Raw genomic sequence first — 12549 nt, 5'->3', positions numbered from 1 at the left:
GCATCGAGATGCTCGATGCGCCGCGCGGTTTTTTAAGAGACAGCCGCCGCGCACAGGAGATCGCCGTGGACCGGCGCCACGGCGCGCGGCATCTCAACGAAGCACCCACTCGACGCCTGATCGCTCGACGGGCTGGTGCGGTTCTATTAGGTGAGCCCGTGCGGTAGCATTTCCGCTGGCGCTCGCAGCGGAGGGGAATCAGGTGGCGGATCGGGTACGAGTGGGGCCGGCGCGAAAGCGGGCAGGTGCGAGACGGCCGGCGAGAAAGAAGACGGTGCGGCGGCCGGGAATCCTGGTGCTGGCCGCGCTTGGAGCGCTGATTTTGGGGTTTTTGGCGAAACGAATGATGATCCCGTCGGCCGTCCACTACATCGCATATCGACCACCTGACGAGCCGCGACCGATGAGAGAAGCAAATCCGCCCGCCGCTGCCGAAGGGAAGGGCGGCGCGGGTGACTCGGCGGGGTCGAACGCGAAATCAAATGCGGACGCGCGCACCGGCTCTGAACAACTGACGCCAGGCGATCGCAGCGCGCTGGACGCGATTATCAGGCGTAAGGCCAAGTGACGAACAATTCGATGGCAGCCTCAATGCAAATAGCGGACGACCTGGGCTTTCGCGTCGAGCTCGAGCGCCCGCCGTCGCGGATCGTATCGTTGGTGCCGAGCTGGACGGAGACATTGTTCGCGCTGGGGTTCAATTCCGAAGTCGTGGGCGTCACGAAATTCTGCGTCGAGCCGGTCGCGGCGGTTGCGTCGATTCCAAAAGTCGGCGGGACCAAGAACCCCGACATCGGCGCGATCGTGAAGCTCGCGCCAGAGCTGGTGATCGCCAACGCCGAGGAGAATCGGCGCGAGGATGTGGAGCGGTTGCGCGCGGCGGGAATCCCGGTGTTCACGACTTATCCGCGCACGGTGCCGGGTGCGGTCGAATCGATCATGCGCATGGGCCGGGTGCTCAGCCGCGAGGCGGCGGCCGCGGCGCTGGCCAAGGAGATCACGCTCAGCGTAAGCGGAATCGAGGCGACGGTCGGAGTATGGAGCAAACTGCGGCTGCGCGTTTTCTGTCCGATATGGAAGAAGCCATGGATGTCGTTCAACGCCGACACCTATGCGCATGACGTGCTGCGGATGCTCGGCTATAACAACATCTTTGCGTCGGCGGGCGAGCGGTATCCCATGACGACGCTCGAGCAGGCGGTCCAACGCCGCCCCGATATCGTGATACTTCCCGACGAGCCGTATGAATTCGATGAATCCGACGTCGCCGAGTTGAAGACTCTGCTTCCGCCCGCGCTCAGCCGCCGCCTGCTGACAGTCAGTGGCCGCGACCTGCATTGGTACGGCGTTCACATGGTGCGGGGGCTCAAGTCGCTGGCGGAGAGAATGGCGCGCGTGCGCGCCGCGGTTCTATAATCCAGTCGTGCGCAACGGCGCCGCGCGGTCACCAAAACGACGCTGTGCGTCCGTCAAAACGAATGGGAGATTAGCATGATCCCGAAAATCAGCCTGACAGCCGCGTTCTTTCTGATGGTGGCGCCGCCGATGGCGTGTGCTTCGAATCGCTACGCCGCGAATCCCGCGCCGATAACCCGCCAAGCGCATGAAGCGCCGCCGGGCATGGTCGTCGCTCAGGACGATCAATCGAACGTCGGCACTTCCGATAACGATAACGACAGTGATTCAAACGACAGCGATTCAAACGATAGCGCCGACGACAAAGAGAACGCCGACGACAATCAGAATGCCGACGGCAATCAGAACGCCGATGGCAACGATCAGCAGATTCCGCCGCAGGTTCTCGGCGGTCCCGAAAACGATCCGGACGCCACCCGCCCGCCGAATCCGTTTTTGCAGCCGGTAAACCCGGACCAATAGCGCGGCGCCACGATGACCGCACCACTGGACGGAATCAAAGTACTGGACCTGAGCAAACTCGCACCGGGGCCGTTTTGCACGATGATCCTGGCGGACCTTGGCGCTGAAGTGATCAAGATCGAGGAGCCGGGACCGCCCGCCGGAAGACGCGCGCAGCAAGCCGGCGCCGCCGGCACGCAGGGGCCGGCCAACAGTTTCAGCAGCTCGCCGTACAACGCGCTCGGCCGCAACAAGAAGTCGATCGGGATCAATCTCAAGAGCGGCGCGGGCAGGGAAATTTACTTTCGCCTGGCCGAGCGCGCCGACGTTATCGTCGAGGAATACCGGCCGGGGGTCGCCAAGCGGCTGGGGATCGATTACGAGCAACTCTCGTCGCGCAACCCGCGGCTGATCTATTGCGCCATCACCGGCTTCGGCCAGACCGGGCCGTATCGCGATCTGGTCGGCCACGATATCAACTACATCGGAACCGCCGGCGTGCTGTCGCTGTTCGGGCGGCCCGGCCAGCCGCCGACAATTCCGCACAACCTGGTCGCGGACTACGCCGGCGGCGGGATGCATGGCGCGATCGGAGTGCTGGCGGCGCTGATCGCGCGCAACCAGACCGGACGGGGACAGTATGTCGATATCTCGATGATGGACGGGAGCCTGGCGCTGCTGGCGCAGTCGTTCTCGTCATTTTTCGCGGGAGGGAAAGTGCCGCAGCGCGGCGCGACGATGTTTGACGGCGGGATTCCCAACTACAACGCTTATCTGACGAAGGACGAGAAATACATTACGATCGCGGCGATCGAGCCGTGGTTCTTCGCCAACCTGTGCCGCGCGCTCGGCCGCGAAGATTTTATTGCGCACGAATTTGATTCCAGCAAACGAGCGGAAATAGCACGCGTGTTCACTGAAAAATTCAAAACCAAAACGCGCGATGAATGGTTCGCGATTCTAAGCAAAAGCGACATCTGCGCGGGCAGGATGCTCACGCTCGACGAGGTGCCCAACGATCCGCAGGTGCTCGCGCGCGATATGATCGTCGAAGTCGAGGGCCCCGGCGGCCAGAAGATCAAGCAGGTGGGCGTGTCGGTGAAGTTCTCGGATACGCCGGGATCGATAAGGTCGCTCGCGCCGCAACTCGGGCAGCATACCGACGAAATCCTGGGCGCGCTCGGTTACGGCAAGGACCAGCTCGACCGCTGGCGCGAGGCGGGCGCGATCAAGTAGCGCGTCAGCATGCGGCGGCGCGGGGTTCGCCGCGTTGCCCGCGGCCTCGAATCACGGTTAAGATTCCGCTATGCCACAGCCATCCCCGATGTTCATGCGCGGCCCGCACGATCCACTTCGTATCGAGCGCGCCGAAGGTCCATGGCTCTACGCCTCCGACGGCCGCAAGATCCTGGACGCGGGCGGCGGCGCCGTGGTGGTGAACGTGGGCCAGGGGCGGCGCGAAATTGCCGAGGTCGCGGCGCGCACGATCGCCAATCTCGATTACATCGTGCCGGTCTGGAGCTCGCCCCAGCGCGAGAGGCTGGTCGAGCGGCTCTCGCGGTGGACTCCGGCGGGGCTGACGCGGTTCTTTTTTACCAGCGGCGGATCGGAGTCGGTCGAAGCGGCGCTGAAGTTCGCGATACTTTACCACAACGCCCGCGGGCAACGATCGAAGAACAAGATCGTCGGGCGGCGCTTCTCTTATCACGGCAACACCATCGCAGCGTTGTCGGCGGGTGGGAGCGGGCGGCGCGCGGACTACGAAGAAATTTTACTGGACTGGCCGAAGATCGATCCGAGCTACTGCTACCGATGCCCGTGGGGCAAGACCTATCCATCATGCGAGATCGACTGCGCGACGGCGCTTGAAAAAGAGATCGTCAAGAACGGTGCCGACTCGATCGCCGCGTTCATCGCCGAGCCAATGATGGGCTCGAGCGGCGGCGCGGTCCCGCCGGTCAGGGAATACTGGCCGAAAATTCGCGAGATCTGCACGCGCCACAACGTGCTGCTGATAGCCGACGAAGTGATGACGGGCTTCGGCCGCACCGGACGGCGCTTCGGCGTCGATCATTGGGACGTCGTGCCGGATATCGTGGTCGGCGGCAAGGGACTCACCGGCGGTTACATGCCGATGGGAATGATCGCGGTCAAGGAAGCGCTGGTCGAGGAACTCGAGCGGGCCAAGGCCGACTTCATGTTCTACACCTACAGCTCGCATCCCGTGGCGTGCGCGGTCGCCGACGAGGTGCTGGCAATCATGGAGCGCGAGCGACTGGTGGAGCGCTCGGCAGAAATCGGCGCGAGGCTTGGTTCCAGTCTGAAGGAGGAACTGTCGGGGCATCCGATGGTTGGCGACATCCGCGGCGCCGGGATGTTCTGGGGGATCGAACTGGTGCAGGACAAGGCGACTCGCATGCCTTTTGCGCCTGAAAAAAAAGTGACCAATCGCGTGCTGGGCGCGTCGCTGCGAAAAGGGATGTACTTTTATCCGGCGACCGGAATGGCGGGGAAGGCGGGCGGCGACGCGATGATGATCACGCCGCCGTTCATCATCGGTGACGCCGAAATCGAGTTCATCATCCGCACGGCGCGCGCGGCACTCGACGAGATCCAGCCTAACCTGTAGCGTTTGACGCAACACGTCCTAGCTTCGTGGAGAGACCGGCACATGGCCGACAGCATCATCGGGCCGACTTCGCATTACTTTTATTCGCAACGCCTGAAACTGCACTACGTCGATTGGGGCAATCCCGACAAGCCGCTGCTGGTGTTGGTGCATGGCGGCCGCGACCATTGCCGCAACTGGGATTGGGTCGCGCTCGATCTGCGCCGGCACTACCACATTATCGCGCCCGACCTTCGCGGCCACGGCGACTCCGACTGGGCCGTGGGCAGCGGTTATTCGATGATCGACTACGTGCTCGATCTCTCACAGCTGATGAGCGCGGTGGCTGGCAAGCCGGCGACGCTTATCGGCCATTCGCTCGGCGGCGGAATCGTTTTGCAATACACCGGCACGCATCCCGACGCGGTCAAGCGCGTGGTTTCGATCGAGGGGATGGGACCGCCGCCCGGAATGATCAAGGACTCGCCGGCCTACGATCGGATGAATAACTGGATCGGCCAGATGCAAACGCTCGCGCGGCGCAAGGCGCGCGAGTATCCATCGATCGAGGAAGCCCTTGCCCGCATGATCGAGGCCAATCCGCACCTGAGCCGCGAGCAGGCGCGCCATCTCACGATTTGGGGAATTCAACGCAACGAGAACGGCACTTACTCCTGGAAGTTCGACAACTACGTTCACGCCACGTCGCCCTACATGTTCAACAACCGCGACGCGCGCGAAATATGGGGCCGCATCACCTGCCCGACCTTGCTGATTCGGGGCACGGAATCGTGGGCGGGCGATTGGGTCAAGGATGGGCGCATCCAGGCCTTCAAGCATGCGGAATCGGTGACGATCGACAAGGCCGGCCACTGGGTGCATCACGATCGCCTCGACGAATTTCTGGCAGTCACGCACCGTTTCCTCGGGGTGTAGCGGCGACTCGTGACGGATAGCAGGTTCACGCGGCGGGTTTGCTGATGCGACGACCTTCGCTTTCGCTGCGCAGCGATCAGTTCGAATACGTTCAGCTGATTATTCTCGCCGTGACCGTGGGCGTGCTCGCGGCGCTTGGAAATCTCGGCTTTCGCAAATTGATCGAATTCTTCTCGTGGCTGTTTCGCGTGCTCGAGTGGAACGCGCTCGGAATCGGGCTCGGCGGGCCGCATCGAGCACTGATCCCATTGATCCTGCTGAGCGGCGGCGTGGCAATACTGCTGCTTGACCGGATCTTTCCCGAAGACGTGCTCGGTTATGGTTTCCCGAATTTTCTGGAGATGGTCAACCTCGGCACCGCGAGGCTCAAGCGCCGCTGGATCTTCGTCAAGGCCGCGGGCGCCGCGCTTTCATTGGGCGCGGGCGCGTCGGTCGGCCGCGAAGGTCCGATCGCCCAGGTCGGGGGCGCGATCGGATCGACTATCGCGCAGCTGAGAAAGTTGTCGCCCGATCGCGCCAAAGTGCTGGTCGCGGCTGGAGCGGGCGCCGGCATCGCGACGACGTTCAACGCGCCGATCGGCGGCCTGATGTTCGCGCAGGAAATCGTCCTGCTCGGCCACACCGAAATCGCCAACCTCACATTGCTGATCATCGCCACCTTCAGCGCGGTGATCACCTCGCGAGCGATCGTGGGCAACGCGGCGGTCTTCCTCGTGCCTGAATTCGTGCTGCGCAGCTACTGGGAGATGGCGACGTATGCGCTCATGGGCGCGGCGCTCGGGGTCCTCGCGGCAGGCTACATCCGGTTTTTCAACGCAACCGACGCATGGTTTCGCCGGCTGAATCTCCCGGTTTGGGTCAAGCTCGAAGCGGGACTTGCAGTCGTCGGTGCGATTGCGATTTGGCTTCCGCAAAACTTGTCCGACGGATATCCGGTGATCAACCGCGCGATGGCGGGCGAGTTCGGCATCGGAATGCTGGCGGCGCTGGTCTGCGCGAAGTTTTTCGCCAGCAGCGTGTCGCTCGGATGCGGCGCGCCGGGAGGGTGCTTCGGCCCGACCTTTTTCATCGGCACGATGGCGGGCGGGTTGTTCCAGCGCCTGTCGGCGATGCTGATTCCCCACCTTACCGGCCCGCGCGGATCGTACGCGCTGGTCGGGCTTGCCGCGTTTCTGGCCGGCACCACGCACGCGCCGCTGACGGCGCTGTTCCTGCTCTGGGAAATGACGCACAGCGACACGATCGCATTGCCCGCGATGATCGCGACGATTACGGCGCTGGTGGTGGCGCGCGCGATCGAAACCGAATCGATCGACGAGTTCCGGCTAGCGCGCGCGGGCAAGACGCTGCAGATCGGTCGCGAGCGCCTCGCGCTGGCGCTCATACCGGTCAGCGCCGTCGTAACCAGGAACGTGACGATGGTGGCCGAGAACGCGTCGCTGTTGCAGGTGCTGCACACCGCGGGTGAGACGGCGCAATCTACGCTGCCGGTGGTCAACAGCGAAGGCGAGCTCGCGGGGACAATCGTAGTCCGCGATTTGTTGTCCGTGATCAGCGGAGGACAGGAACTCGGTCCGCTGGTCAACGCATTCGACATCTGCAATGCGCATGGTCCTGCCGTGTCGCTTGATGCGAATCTCGACGAGGCGAGCCAGTTGATGGAGCATGACGGTCTCGACGAGATTCCGGTCGTCGAGCACAACAGCCGGCGCTTTGTCGGGCTGGTCACCGGCCAGCATATCGCGCAAGCCCTCAACCGGGTGACGGTTTCGCTCTCGACGCTTGCGACGCGCAATCCGAATATCTATTGGGCGACCGGTTATCGAGTGACGCGGCTTGCGGTCCCCGCCAACGCCGCGGGAAAAACCGTGCGTCAACTCGACCCGCGCGCGCGGTTCAGCGTCACGGTTCTCGCGGTTCAGGACGCGGGCAATCCGGATGGGGGATTCGCGCCCATTGCGCCCGATCGCCCGCTGAAAGAAGGCGACAAGCTGATCGCGGCGGGGCGTCCGCAAGACATCCGGCAATTCACGCACGAGTTGGAAAGCGCGCAACCCGCCGGCGCCGCGCGGGCCCCGGCTCAGTCCGAACCCGGAAAGACATAGGGGCGAGCGCGGCCGGCGCGGATTTCGGCGCACAGTTGCTCCACCGTGCGCACGTCGCGTTCGAATTCCGTCGCGATCGTCATGAACCATTTTGCAGTCGCGAAATGAGCGTCGCTGCCGCCAACCGCCGTCAGCCCGAGCTTGAGCGCCGCGTCCTGCGCGCGCCGATTCTGCTCGATCGAGTTCTGGCCGTTGAGCACTTCGATCACGCCAAGCGCCGCGCCGTGGCGGCTGAGCAGTGCGTCCAGGCGCGAGCCGTAACCGGAGTCGCGAAACGGATGCGCTGGAATTGCGACTCCGCCTTCGTGATGCAGCACTTCGATCAGGCTGTCGCTCTTGAGCATCCGCGCCGTCAGATCGAATCGGCGGATCACGTCATCGGTCACGCCGAACAGCAGCAGATGACCAAGATCGGTGTCGGCTTCGATTCCCCTGAAGACGGCAATTTGAAAGCGCTCCGCGAGTTCCGCGTATAGCCGGCCGACTTCGCGATCGCTCGGAAACAGACGATGCTCGGTGAAGCAAATCGCGCCGAGTCCGCGCCCCGAGTTCTTCGCAAATTCGAGATACTGCTCCGGCGCGACGTTGGAGTCGGACGATAGCCGGGTGTGGACGTGCAGATCGGCGATCATCAGATGAATGCTACGGCGCGGCGAACGTGTCGCGCACCTGGATATGGTCCTCGAGCGAGAAAACTCCCGCGACCAGGAAGACCTGGGTCTGCACCATGAGGCGATCGGCTTCCGTCGGCACCGTGCCCCACAGGATGATCGTATCGCCCTCCATCCCGAAATGCACCGATGAGTAGCCCCGCGCGTCGAGCGCGCGGCGCAGCGCTATTTCCCGCGGTTGCGTATGCGCCGGTTCGACCGGACCGGGAGCGCCGCCATTGGGCACTTCCGGAACCGCGCCGGAGTCGGGTCCCGTGTCACCGTCGGAAGGCTGTGGTTGCGACGAATGGAACATCAGGTACCCGATGAGAAAAAATCCGCCGGCCACCAGCGCCAGCGTCCGCGCGGGATGCCGCCTGCGACGACGCTCATGAAAGATTGGACCCGGAAACTCTCCCGGCGCAGCAACGTCGTCGAGCACGATCGTCCGCGCCTCGTGCGCGCCGCGATCCAGCGGCGACAATCGTCCGGTTACGTCGGCGGCGCAGAATGAGCAGTAGTTCGAATCCACCGGGATATTTCGGCCGCATCGCGGACATTGCGTATCGATCTGGTTGCTCAGCATCGTGGGCGCCGACGCGTGCCGCTCTCCGGACTTGACGTCGCTGAGCGGCAGTTTGAGTTGTGGGCGCGCCGCCGGTCCGGTTGACGAATTGCGCCGCGCCGTCGTCGCCGGCGCGACGCCCGACTTGATCGCCATCAGCCGCTGCTTGAATTCCGCGGCGTCGGCCATCCGCAAGACCACGTCGTACTTGAGCGCCTGATCGACCAGGTCGGCAAGCGCGGGAGTAATTCCAGAGCATAGCGGGCGCAATGGTGGGAAGCTGAAAGGCGGCTCGAGCGCGGGGTCGCGGCCCGACAGCGCATGATGCATCGTGGCGCCGAGCGCGTACAGGTCCGAGCGGAACTCGACCTTGCCGCGATATTGCTCGGGCGGCGCGTAGCCCTGCGTACCAATCATCGTCGCGTTGCTCAGCGGCTGGAACAGGCGGGCGATGCCGAAGTCGATCAGCTTGGCCTGCCCCGACGGCGTCAGCATCACGTTCGACGGTTTCAGATCGCGATAGATCACCGGCGGTTCCAGGTTGTGCAGGTACTCGATCGTGTCGAGAACTTGCAGTGCCACATCGATGACGGCGTCCTCGGGAAGCTTGCCGCCGGCGTCTTTGAGTTTTTGTTCCAGCGTGATCCCGTCGATGAACTCCATGACGAGATAGTGATGGTTCTGCTCGCTGAAGCGATCGAACACGCGCGGGATATGTTCGTTGCTGAGTTGCGCGAGCATGTCGGCCTCGCGCTGAAAAGCCGCCACCGCCTGTTTCTGCGTGTCCGGGCTGGTGAAGCTATCGACCATCTCGGCCAGCGCGCACGGCCGCGCGGCAAGCCGCAAGTCCTCGGCGAGATAGACCATTTTCATCCCGCCCCCGCCGAGCGGCTTTGTCACGCGGTAACGGCCGCCGACGATGGTATTGGGCGCAATCATCCGTTCAGTTTGAATCTAACCATCGCATAGATTTTGTGGCGCCCCGGCGGGGCTCCATGTTTATCGCACCAGCATGTGTTCGCGAAGCGCACCGGAGAAGGCCGCATTGGCGGCGCATATGAGATGAATCAAAATGCCGAGCGGGGGTCCCGCACTGTACGCCAACGATACGCCGAAAAACCACAAGATACCTCTGAAGGGTTTGCCCCGGTAAATATGACCGACGCCCGGAACGATGCTTAGCACGAGCGCCAGTAGCGGGCTGAACCCCCGATCCCGTCGCAGCAGCGGGAAACGAGTTACCGGCGCGCCGCACGATTTGCAGAAGCTTGCTTCGGCGACCACGATCGGCTGACCGCATCGCGAGCAAAACCTCGGCTTCTCGAACTCCGCTTCAGCCACGGAAGGTAAACTGCGCGTCGCCGAATCTCACGGCGTCGCCGTCACTCACGCGCGTTGGCTCGGTCACGCGCCGGTTGCCGACGAACGTTCCGTTCTGGCTGTTGAGGTCTCTCACTGCGAACACGCCGTCGGAATTTTCGATACTCGCGTGATGGCGTGAGACCGAGGAATGGCTGACCACGATTTCGTTGTCGAGTGCGCGCCCGATGCGGGTAACCGCATCGCTGCGGACGGGGTAGGGCTGCCCCGACGCATCGATTAGGCTCGGCCCCTCGACCTTTGCGTTCGCTCCCGCCAGCCGCGTGGCGACGTGCGCGGGATTGACCGTTTCGGCGGTGAGCGCCGCTTGTTGGCGGGCCGGCGCCGACGCTCCGCGCAGATGGAACAGCAGTTCGTAGCCGCCAATGTTGATTCGATCGCCGTCGCGCAGGTCAACGCTTTCGATTCGATTGCCGTTGACGAAGGTGCCGTCCTGCACCGCGAGATTTTTGATCACGTAGTCGGCGCCGCGCCGTTCGATCACGGCGTGCCGCTGCTGCACTGCGGGATCGCCGAACAGGCCGACCGGATTTTCCTCGGCGCGGCCGATCGACGCGCGCGCGCCTTCGATTCGGTACTGGCGTCCGCGCAGCCGGCCGTGCTCGACCGTGACCCACGCGGCCTTGGTCAGCTCTTGCACCAGCCCGATGAACAATCCGATCGCAAGGCCGGTGACCGCTTCGCCAAAGAACCGCGAAGCCAGCCCGCCGCCGACGATCGCGCCGATCAGATCGAAGCTGGCTCCGCCGACGGCGCCACCCACCAGTCCGCCCAGCGCTCCCTTGGGAATGTTTTCCATCGTGAGGGTCGCCAATCCCACGCCGGCGCCCACCAGCGCTCCGTCGATTCCCCATCCGAGCCATCGCGCGATCCAGAGTGTTATGATCGAGCCCGATACCAGCTCGCCATTTGGGCTGAAGCCGACTCCGCCTGTTTGGAGAACCAAGTTGAACACGTAATTTCCGAAGTAAGTGGAGAGCAGCGAGAGCAGCGCGCATATCGCGAAGCCGCGAATGAAGCGGCGCTTGGACTCCGGCGTCACGCGAACGTCGGATGTATCCACGGCCGTGATGAATGCGCCGATCGCGCCCGCAGCGAACATCGCCGAGACGTAGTACGCGAGCATTTCGCCCGCCGTCTGCACCTGGCCGAGACGAGAGTTGTGCGAGGCCAGCTCGACCGGGAGCCATCCGATCGCGCCGCCAACCAGGCCCGCAAGGGCCTTGAACGTCAGTTCGCGCCGGTTCAGAGAGTCGCTTTTGAGTAGAGCTAGAGGTGAATTCACGCTGTCCCCGGCAAATGCATCCAGGTTAGTAATATAATAGCCCGCAGCGGGTCGCTGGAAAACGCTCTGCGCAAACGGCGCGCCTTCGACGGTCGAGCGATGGGACCTCCAGTTCCCCGCGATTGCCGAACTTGATATTGAAGGGGTTGAGGTCGGCGATATCACCGCCGAGGACACTACCCGGATCCGCGAGGAGGCCCCCCATGTCACCATTGCTATTGATACTAATCCTGTTGTTGCTGTTTGGCGGTGGCGGCGGTTATTACGCCTACGGACCCGCAGGTGGAATCGGAATCGGCGGAGTTATTTTGATCGTTCTAATCGTGATGCTTGTCAGCCGACGACGGATATGAGCGTCGATTTGTCGGTCGAAAACGGTCTTGCGGAGATTGTTCTCAACCGGCCCGACAAGCGCAACGCGTTGAACGGCGCGATGGCGGCTGAGCTCGATGCATGCCTGGAGCGCGCGGCGTCGCAGGGCGTGCGGGCGATGATGATCCGCGGCGAAGGGCCGGCGTTCTCGGTGGGACGAGACTTGGCGGATGCCGACCCGGGCATCGAAGACGCCGAAGCGATAATCGAGAACACGCTTAATCCGCTGATCAAACGAGTCGTCGCGTTCCCGGCGCCGACCTTTGCCGCCGTTCACGGTGCGTGCGTGGGAGTTGGACTCGGTCTGGCGCTCGCATGCGACGTGGTCTATGTCGCCGACGATGCTAAGATCGGTTCGCCGTTGGCGCGTATCGGCGCAGTGCTGGACTCGGGCGGCCATTCGTTTTTCGTCTCGCGCCTGGGAACCCATCGCGCGCTCGAACTGATTTACACGGGACGGCTGCTCTCGGGCGCCGAAGCGGCCCAGCTCGGACTCGTCAATCGCAGCATCACGAAGGACTCGCTCATCGCGGAGACCAGGAAGGTCGCATTGCAGGTGGCGCTCGGTCCGACCGCGGCGTTCATGCTGTCGAAGCATTTGATCCGCAGGATCGACGAAGAAGCGATGGGATTGTTCGCGGTTCTGAAATGCGAGGCGCAGGCCCAGGGCGCGGCGGGGCGGACGGCCGACTACAAGGAAGGCATCGCGGCCTTCCAGCAAAAACGCTCGCCGAACTTCCGCGGGAAGTAGCGGGGGCAGGGCTGAGCCCTGCACCCAGTATTAAGGCCGC

12 protein-coding genes are annotated in these 12549 nt (G+C 63.4%); 9 read left to right on the top strand and 3 right to left on the bottom strand.

The annotated features are described in order from the left end of the window. The first annotated feature begins 202 nt into the window (after positions 1-202). From VIO10_RS09165 to VIO10_RS09135, 7 genes are all read left to right on the top strand, one after another. The gene (locus VIO10_RS09165) at positions 203-568 is read left to right on the top strand and encodes a hypothetical protein (protein ID WP_331962685.1); all 366 of its coding nucleotides are present in this window, start codon (positions 203-205) and stop codon (positions 566-568) included. A gap of 11 nt (positions 569-579) precedes the next feature. After that, entirely contained in the window at positions 580-1416 is an 837-nt protein-coding gene (locus VIO10_RS09160) for a helical backbone metal receptor (protein ID WP_331962682.1), read from the top strand. 75 nt (positions 1417-1491) lie between these two features. Further along, on the top strand, positions 1492-1878 hold the full coding sequence (locus VIO10_RS09155; RefSeq protein WP_331962679.1) for a hypothetical protein: 387 nt from the start codon (positions 1492-1494) through the stop codon (positions 1876-1878). 12 nt (positions 1879-1890) lie between these two features. After that, positions 1891-3093, top strand: a complete 1203-nt coding sequence (locus VIO10_RS09150) for a CaiB/BaiF CoA-transferase family protein (RefSeq protein ID WP_331962676.1) — start codon at positions 1891-1893, stop codon at positions 3091-3093. A 70-nt stretch (positions 3094-3163) separates the two neighbouring features. Continuing rightward, the gene (locus VIO10_RS09145; RefSeq protein ID WP_331962673.1) at positions 3164-4486 is read left to right on the top strand and encodes an aspartate aminotransferase family protein; all 1323 of its coding nucleotides are present in this window, start codon (positions 3164-3166) and stop codon (positions 4484-4486) included. Between the two features lie 42 nt (positions 4487-4528). Continuing rightward, positions 4529-5401: an alpha/beta hydrolase gene (locus VIO10_RS09140; protein ID WP_331962670.1), complete on the top strand. Its 873-nt coding sequence runs from the start codon at positions 4529-4531 to the stop codon at positions 5399-5401. 44 nt (positions 5402-5445) lie between these two features. Continuing rightward, positions 5446-7506 carry a chloride channel protein gene (locus tag VIO10_RS09135; RefSeq protein WP_331962667.1) on the top strand — a complete coding sequence of 687 codons (2061 nt, stop codon included), beginning with the start codon at positions 5446-5448 and terminating at the stop codon, positions 7504-7506. Here the strand turns inward: VIO10_RS09135 and VIO10_RS09130 are convergent. From VIO10_RS09130 to VIO10_RS09120, 3 genes are all read right to left on the bottom strand, one after another. Next, the gene (locus VIO10_RS09130; protein WP_331962664.1) at positions 7482-8138 is read right to left on the bottom strand and encodes a PHP domain-containing protein; all 657 of its coding nucleotides are present in this window, start codon (positions 8136-8138) and stop codon (positions 7482-7484) included. The genes VIO10_RS09135 and VIO10_RS09130 overlap by 25 nt on opposite strands. Before the next feature lie 10 nt (positions 8139-8148). Then, positions 8149-9660 (bottom strand): serine/threonine-protein kinase, encoded by a 1512-nt coding sequence (locus tag VIO10_RS09125; RefSeq protein ID WP_331962661.1) that lies wholly within the window; start codon positions 9658-9660, stop codon positions 8149-8151. A gap of 394 nt (positions 9661-10054) precedes the next feature. Further along, on the bottom strand, positions 10055-11386 hold the full coding sequence (locus VIO10_RS09120; RefSeq protein WP_331962658.1) for an FHA domain-containing protein: 1332 nt from the start codon (positions 11384-11386) through the stop codon (positions 10055-10057). A 203-nt stretch (positions 11387-11589) separates the two neighbouring features. On the opposite strand from VIO10_RS09120, the gene VIO10_RS09115 reads away from it, so the two are divergent. Next, positions 11590-11739, top strand: a complete 150-nt coding sequence (locus VIO10_RS09115) for a hypothetical protein (RefSeq protein WP_331962655.1) — start codon at positions 11590-11592, stop codon at positions 11737-11739. Next, positions 11736-12509 (top strand): enoyl-CoA hydratase/isomerase family protein, encoded by a 774-nt coding sequence (locus VIO10_RS09110; RefSeq protein WP_331962652.1) that lies wholly within the window; start codon positions 11736-11738, stop codon positions 12507-12509. The genes VIO10_RS09115 and VIO10_RS09110 overlap by 4 nt, the downstream gene beginning before the upstream one ends. Positions 12510-12549 lie beyond the last annotated feature (40 nt).

Origin of the sequence: Candidatus Binatus sp. (assembly GCF_036567905.1) — a bacterium.
In the GTDB taxonomy this organism is placed as follows: Bacteria; Desulfobacterota; Binatia; order Binatales; family Binataceae; genus Binatus.
The sequence above is the reverse complement of the archived record's forward strand: the minus strand, read 5'-3'. Positions and strand labels throughout refer to the sequence as shown.

Bases quoted from the DNA above. Each gene is read 5' to 3' on its own strand.
- VIO10_RS09140 (WP_331962670.1), top strand. From the start codon at position 4,529: ATGGCCGACAGCATCATCGGGCCGACTTCGCATTACTTTTATTCGCAA.
- VIO10_RS09135 (WP_331962667.1), top strand. From the start codon at position 5,446: ATGCGACGACCTTCGCTTTCGCTGCGCAGCGATCAGTTCGAATACGTT.
- VIO10_RS09155 (WP_331962679.1), top strand. From the start codon at position 1,492: ATGATCCCGAAAATCAGCCTGACAGCCGCGTTCTTTCTGATGGTGGCG.
- VIO10_RS09145 (WP_331962673.1), top strand. From the start codon at position 3,164: ATGCCACAGCCATCCCCGATGTTCATGCGCGGCCCGCACGATCCACTT.
- VIO10_RS09130 (WP_331962664.1), bottom strand. From the start codon at position 8,138: ATGATCGCCGATCTGCACGTCCACACCCGGCTATCGTCCGACTCCAAC.
- VIO10_RS09150 (WP_331962676.1), top strand. From the start codon at position 1,891: ATGACCGCACCACTGGACGGAATCAAAGTACTGGACCTGAGCAAACTC.
- VIO10_RS09110 (WP_331962652.1), top strand. From the start codon at position 11,736: ATGAGCGTCGATTTGTCGGTCGAAAACGGTCTTGCGGAGATTGTTCTC.
- VIO10_RS09125 (WP_331962661.1), bottom strand. From the start codon at position 9,660: ATGATTGCGCCCAATACCATCGTCGGCGGCCGTTACCGCGTGACAAAG.
- VIO10_RS09160 (WP_331962682.1), top strand. From the start codon at position 580: ATGGCAGCCTCAATGCAAATAGCGGACGACCTGGGCTTTCGCGTCGAG.
- VIO10_RS09115 (WP_331962655.1), top strand. From the start codon at position 11,590: ATGTCACCATTGCTATTGATACTAATCCTGTTGTTGCTGTTTGGCGGT.